This is a genomic window from Saccharopolyspora sp. NPDC050389 (genome assembly GCF_040655595.1).
Taxonomy (GTDB): Bacteria; Actinomycetota; Actinomycetes; order Mycobacteriales; family Pseudonocardiaceae; genus Saccharopolyspora.
Genome location: NZ_JBFAKG010000192.1, coordinates 1 through 6,104, shown reverse-complemented (window position 1 = coordinate 6,104; position 6,104 = coordinate 1). Strand labels below are relative to the sequence as shown.

The following is a 6,104-nucleotide window of genomic DNA, read 5'->3' as shown; positions in this document are numbered from 1 at the left end:
CGGTCGCCATGGTCCGGCTCGGCCTGTCGCTGCCGCCGGACCTGCTGGCGCTCACCGCCGCCAGCCACTCCGGCGAGCAGGTCCACCTCGCCGGCCCGGACCTGCGGAAACGCACCGGCAGAAGCCGAATCTCGAAAAGCGCAGTCCTAGTCCCGACGCTTCGGCGGCGGGGCGTCGCCCACGGATGCCGTGCCGGTCTTGGGCTTCGGCGGAGGTGTGTCACCGACCGATGCCGTATCGGTCTTGGGCTTGGGCGGCGGAGCGTCACCGACTGATGCCGTGGCAGTTTTGGGCTTGGGCGACGGAGCGTCGCCCACGGATGCCGTGGCAGATTTGGGCTTCGGGGACGGGGCATCGCCCACCGGTGCCGTGCTGGTCTTGGGCTTCGGCTGGGGCGCGTCGCCGACGGATGCCGTGGCCGGTTTCGGGGCTTCGGGCTGCTTCGGGTGCAGGGCGTCCGCGATCGACGGGCGCGGCGTTGTCGGCTCGATGATCGTTGGAACGCCCAGCCTCGGCGTCGAGTGCTGCGTCGACTGCGGCGTCGTCGGCTTGGCCGGTTCCGCCCGTTCCCGCTGGGTTTCTCCGAAGACCGCCGGGGCCGCGTCCGGCGGCGTGCCGAACAGTTCCTCCGGCTTGCTCTTCAGCCGGGACTGGTTCTTGCGCTCCTGGCCGCCGCCTTGGGCACCACCCATCCCGCCCATCATGCCCATCGGCATCATGCCGCCGTACATCCCACCGGCCGCAGCGCCACCCGCCACGGCCGCGCCACCGACAGCGCCACCGGCGGCGGCAGCGGCCGCAGGCGGAATCACCGAAGGCTCCCCGGCCCGCGTGGTGTCGCCCGGGGTGAGCTCCTGCCCGGCGTCTCCGCTGGCCGCGGCGCCGGAAACACCCGCCGCCCCACCGCCGCCAACACCGGCAGCAGCGCCGCCGCCGCCAGCACCGGACGCGTCGCCGCCAGCCGAACCACCGGCCGCAGCCGGTCCGGCCGCAGCAGGCTCGGCGGGGGCCGGAGCGGCTGGGGCACTGAAATCCCAGGCCTTCGTGGGCATCCGGTGTTCGAGCCGGGCCGGGCCCGTCGACCGGCCCGCCGCCACGTCGTCGCAGAACCGGGCGAACGCGCGATAAGTGTCCGAAATGGACTCCGCGAGTTCCTGCGCGGGCTGGGTCAGCTCCGCGAGGTGCTTGCGCGCCCGCTTGGGGCCTTCATCGGGCTCCAGCAGCGCCCCGGACACCGAATCCGCCGCCTCCGCGACCAGCGCGCCCAGGTCCTCGAACTGCGTCTGCAGGGCTTCCATCGTGTGGTCCAGCACATCGGCCAGCGCGCGCATCGTGTCGACCAGGTCGTGGCCCGCCAGGCCGACGTCCCGGATGTGCGCGAGGAACGCGTCGGCGTCCCGGCCCTGCCAGGCCGAATCGATCCCGCCCAGCTTGCCCTGCACGCCCTCCGCGGCATGCTCCACGCTTTCCGCGCTCTTGCGCCAGACCTTCGCGGCTTCGCGCAGGTCCGCGTGGCGGCCGACCAGCTCGGCGAGGTCGGCGGGAATCGAGTTCGCGAAGTCCAGCTCGTCGGCGATGCGGGACAGGTAGTCGAGGTGCTCGGCCACCTCGGAGCTCTCGCGCATGCTCATGCCTCCTGCTTCCGCAGCTCGACGACGCTGTCGTCGTCGCCACCGGTGTGGAAGTCCACGACCTCGCCCAGCTCGTCGCCGGCCCGGGTCAGCGTCTCTCCCGCTTGGCGGCTCTGGTCCAGCAGCAGGTCGCAAAGCCGTTGGTACGCCTCGGCGGCGCCCGCCTCGCGGCCGAGCGCGCCGAACGCCTCCGGGACGAGTTCCGCGGCCGCCATGGCCGGCTGCGCGGCCGCGATCTCCTCGCCGGCGCCACGCACCTCGCGCGCGCAAGTCGCCAGCCATTCGATATCGATCCGGATCCCCGACATCCGGCACCTCCCACGTTGGTCGCTCTCAAGCGTTCGTCTCCGAAGCGGCGAAGCCGCTCCGCCCGCCCTCGCTACCGGCATCGCCGCGCAGAACGAGTTCGGAGACAGGTTCTTAAAACAATCCGCCCGCAGCATCACCGTGGGCTGCGGGCGGATCGCTTGTTCCTCGGACGTTGGAGCCGACCAGTTCGGTTCCCGGTTCGCGGGTGGTTGTGAACCACGACCACCCGCGACCGGTCAGCTACCTGGTTGGGCGGCTCCGGCTTGCTGCTGTTGCTGCGGGTTCTGCGGCGGGCGGTTCACCCCGCCCGGCCCCACCGGGACCGAGTCGTAGGTCAGGCTCGCGTTCGCCGGGTCGAGGAAGTCGCCCTTCGGCAGCACCCGCATCAGCCAGGACGGCCCGGCCTTGATGTCCCCGGCGCCACCGATCACGCCGAGTCCCTGCGCGGTCGCGACGTCCTTGATGCCGAACTGCACGCCCTGGTCGGAAACCAGGAAGATCGGGCCGCTGTCCGCGCCCGCCTCGTTCGACGCACCGCGCACCACCGCCGCCTTGCCCGGCGGCATGTAGAAGTAGTCCACGCCCTGCCCGGTGCCGTCGTACTGGGCCAGCTTCACCGGCGCCTTCGCCGTCGGCGAGCCCTTGTGCAGGGTCACCGTGACGTTCTGGTCGCCGTTGACGTTCTTCCAGCTCAGGCACGAGGTGTCGGACTGCTGGAAGGTGACCGGGGCAGGCACCGCCGTCGGGAAGCCCGACAGGTTGAGCTGGTCGGTGGTGTCCGCCGGCTGGGCGTCGGTGACCGCACCGGTCGCGTTCGGGATGTCCTGGCTGTTGGTCTTCGACGCGTGCAGCACGGCCGCCGCGCCCTCGCTGATCTCCTGCTTTCCGCTCGGCAGCAGCAGGAAGAACTGGTCCGGCTGGCCGGGCACGGTGCGCTTGACCACGTCACCGGACTGGTAGCGGGACATGTAGCTCAGCGGCGTGCCCTCGCTGGGAACGGTGGGCACCTGCAGCGCCGGCACCTCCGGGATCGCGTTCAGCATGTTCGTGCTGATCGTCCGCGGCGTGGCGCCCCGGAGCCCGAAGATGTCCATGACGGTGGTCTGGGTCTTGTCGATCTTCGACTTGACCGCCTGGGTGTGCGCGCGGCCCGGCAGGTCCTTCACGCGGTAGATGAGGAATTCCTGGCCGGACGTCTGGTCCTTGACGTACAGCGACTGGTTCGGCGCGATCTCCGTGCCGTGGTTGCCGTCACCGCCGATGACCGTCGTCTCGACCTTCGCCGAGGCCTCAACCCGCGAGCTGCTGAGGGTGTCCCGGACCTGGCCGACGTCGCAGATCGCCCAGGACGGCTCCGCGGTGTTCTTGGCGTCCGGCAGGTAGGTCGGCGCGTTGACCATGCCGGTCAGCGCACCGCGCGGGAATTCGGCCAGCGCGGCCTGCTTCACCGTGGTGGTCGGCACCGGGCCGCCGCCCTGCCCACCGCCCTGCGCCATGACCAGCAGCTTCGCCGACGCCATGTTCAGCATCGGAATCAGCCGCTTCTGGGCCTGCTGGTCGGAAGTGACGACGAAAACGCTGCCGCTTTCCTTCGCGATGATGATCGAACCTGGCTCCGGCACCGAACCCTTGCCGCCGAAAAGGCCCCAAACCAGGAAACCGATGATGCCGACCGCGGCGAGCACCGCCCCGGCGACCGTGGCCCGCTTGTGCGTGCCCATCGGATCGTGCAGCATCACCGCGTCTTTGCGCACCAGCGCCGACTCCATGCGGCGCAGCACGAACCGATACGCCTGAACCTGTGACTTCGTTGTGGGTGTTGATGCCATTCTTCGCCTACAGCTCTCCCGTCCGAGGTACGGTTTCGCAGGATAGTCGCAGAGAGATACCGAATGGGTGCGGTTCGACCGAGTCCGTCAGTATTCTCGTCAGGCGGCTGACTCCAGAACGCGTCCCAGCGCGCCGTGCGCCGCACCAAACCTGCGAGGGGGAGAGACCGAACGGATGTCCGTGACCACACAACATCCGGCCCAGCCGACTGCTCCCGGGCCCGCCAATCCGCCCCGCGCTCGAATTCGCGCGCGCCGTCGGCGGATCAACGGCGTGACGCTCGGCGGCATTCCAGCGGCCAACATCGTGCTCATCGAGGTCGGCCTCGCCATCGGCCTGATCCTCTTCCTGATCAACCAGATGCTGCTGCCGGTGAGCGCGGGCGTGGCGGTGCTGGCGATCATCATCGCGCTGCTGCGGCGGCGCGGCCGGTGGTTCACGCAGTGGTTCGGGCTGGTGCTCGAATACCGCGGCCGCAACCACACCCGGGTTTCCCACCCGGCCAACGTCGACGCGATGGAACCGGCTGAGGACAAGGACGGCGACGGCATCATCGGCCCGGACGAGAACCACCGGGTCGCGCTGCTGCGGCTGGTCGTCGAGGACCTCGTGATCGCCCGCACCCAGGACCACGACCGCAACCCGGTCGGCATGTCCTGGCACGACGGCAAGTGGACCGCGGTGCTGATGGCAGAGCCGTCGCCGTCGCTGCTGAACCCGATCGAGGACACGCCGAACCTGCCGCTGGGCGTGCTGATGCCGTGCCTGGAAGACCGCGGCGTGGTGCTCGACGCGATCCAGGTCATCTGGCACTGCTACCCGGGAAGCGCGGCGCTGCCGTCGAATTCCCCGGCGCTGAACTCCTACCTCGAAGTCCAGGGGCGGCTGCCCGCGGCGGCGCGACGCACCACCTGGATCGCGGTGCGGCTGGACCCGCAGCGCTGCGCCAAGGCGATCGGCGAGCGCGGCGGCGGCATCATCGGCGCGCAGCGGGCGCTCATCGGGGCGATGTCCCGAGTGCGCAACGCGCTGGAGCGCCGCGGCGTGCCGACCCGTCCGCTGGACCCCGACGAGCTGCTGCAGGCCGGGATTTCCTCTGCGGAACTGCACAACGTGCTCGGTTCGCAACGGCCGGTGGGCCTCAAGGAGCGGTGGGACGGCGTGACCGCGGGTGGCGTCGGCCACTCCAGCTACGCCATCACCAGCTGGCCGAACCAGATGAACGACAGCCTCAACGTGCTCACCGGGATCCGCGCGCTGTCCACCAGCATCGCGCTGTCCATCTCGCCGGTCGGCGAGGAAGGCGAGGTCGGGCTGCGCGGCCTGGTCCGGGTCAGCGCCCGCACGCCCGCCGAACTCGACACCGCCGATGAGCGGCTGAAGGCGATCAGCAGCCGCATCGGCCTGACCCTGACCCCGCTGCGCGGCTCGCAACTGGCCGGCTACGCGGCGACGTTGCCGCTCGGAGGTGCGGCATGAACCGAAGCAGAACCATCGACGTGCCGGGCAGCCGCGGCGCGGCACCGGAATTCCTGGTCACTCCGGAAACCCTGGACGCCATCAGCCCGTCCGCCGACCGCGGCGGCGTGATCATCGGCTCGGACCCGCAGGGCAACGCGCAGGCCGCGTCGATGCTGCGGCCGCACCCGACCCGCATGGTCACCGTCGGCGGCCTGTACCTCGCCCGGCAGCTCGCGCTGCGCGCGATGGCCACCGGCGCGTGGGTGATCGTCGCCACCGGGCGGCCGGCGGCGTGGAAGATGCTGGAGCAGGCGGCCGGCCAGACGCCGGACGGGAAGCCGGTGCCGCTGGCGCAGATCCGGCGGCTGGCGCCGTTCGACCTGCCGCGGTCCTCTGAGGACACTCCGCTGCTGGTGATCCACGACGGCGGCGCGGTGCCGCAGGAGCTGTTCCCGCCGCGCGCGCCGTGGCAGACGACCATGTACGTGCTGCCCTACCTGCACCCGCAGGTCAGCAGCGGCACGGCGGCGAACACGGCGGACCTGGTGCTCCTGCAGCGCCTCCCGCTGAACCAGGCCCAGCTCGCCCAGCGCATCTGGAGCCTGCACGGCCACCAGGTCCAGCAGCTCACCCAGCTCAAGGACGACCAGGCGATCGCCCTCGGCAACATGACGTGGACGATGATCCGCCTGGTGACGAAGGCGATGGAACAGGAAATCCTGGGCCCCATCCGCCGCGGCGACTGAACCGGCGAAGCCGGAAGAAGCCCCGACCAAAACTGAACTGCTCCCCGGAAGTTGGACTGAGAAATTCAGCTTCGACCTTCGGGGAGCAGTCGCATGTTGAGGACCAGCTCGTTGACCGTGGAGCAGC

5 protein-coding genes are annotated in these 6,104 nt (G+C 70.6%); 2 read left to right on the top strand and 3 right to left on the bottom strand.

The features are described from left to right. Positions 1–146 precede the first annotated feature (146 nt). The 3 genes from AB0I53_RS49025 to eccB all read right to left on the bottom strand — a co-directional run bounded on the left by AB0I53_RS49025 (position 147) and on the right by eccB (position 3,769). Positions 147–1,625 (bottom strand): WXG100 family type VII secretion target, encoded by a 1,479-nt coding sequence (locus AB0I53_RS49025; RefSeq protein WP_358617972.1) that lies wholly within the window; start codon positions 1,623–1,625, stop codon positions 147–149. A gap of 2 nt (positions 1,626–1,627) precedes the next feature. Continuing rightward, entirely contained in the window at positions 1,628–1,939 is a 312-nt protein-coding gene (locus tag AB0I53_RS49020; protein WP_358617969.1) for a hypothetical protein, read from the bottom strand. Between the two features lie 237 nt (positions 1,940–2,176). Next, the gene (gene eccB / locus AB0I53_RS49015) at positions 2,177–3,769 is read right to left on the bottom strand and encodes a type VII secretion protein EccB (protein WP_358617967.1); all 1,593 of its coding nucleotides are present in this window, start codon (positions 3,767–3,769) and stop codon (positions 2,177–2,179) included. Between the two features lie 175 nt (positions 3,770–3,944). Here eccB and eccE point away from each other — a divergent pair, with 175 nt between their 5' ends. Next, positions 3,945–5,249, top strand: coding sequence for a type VII secretion protein EccE (gene eccE / locus AB0I53_RS49010; protein ID WP_358617964.1), 1,305 nt, complete (start codon positions 3,945–3,947; stop codon positions 5,247–5,249). Then, on the top strand, positions 5,246–5,977 hold the full coding sequence (locus tag AB0I53_RS49005) for a hypothetical protein (protein WP_358617961.1): 732 nt from the start codon (positions 5,246–5,248) through the stop codon (positions 5,975–5,977). Before eccE ends, AB0I53_RS49005 begins: the two co-directional genes overlap by 4 nt. The last annotated feature ends 127 nt before the right edge of the window (positions 5,978–6,104 follow it).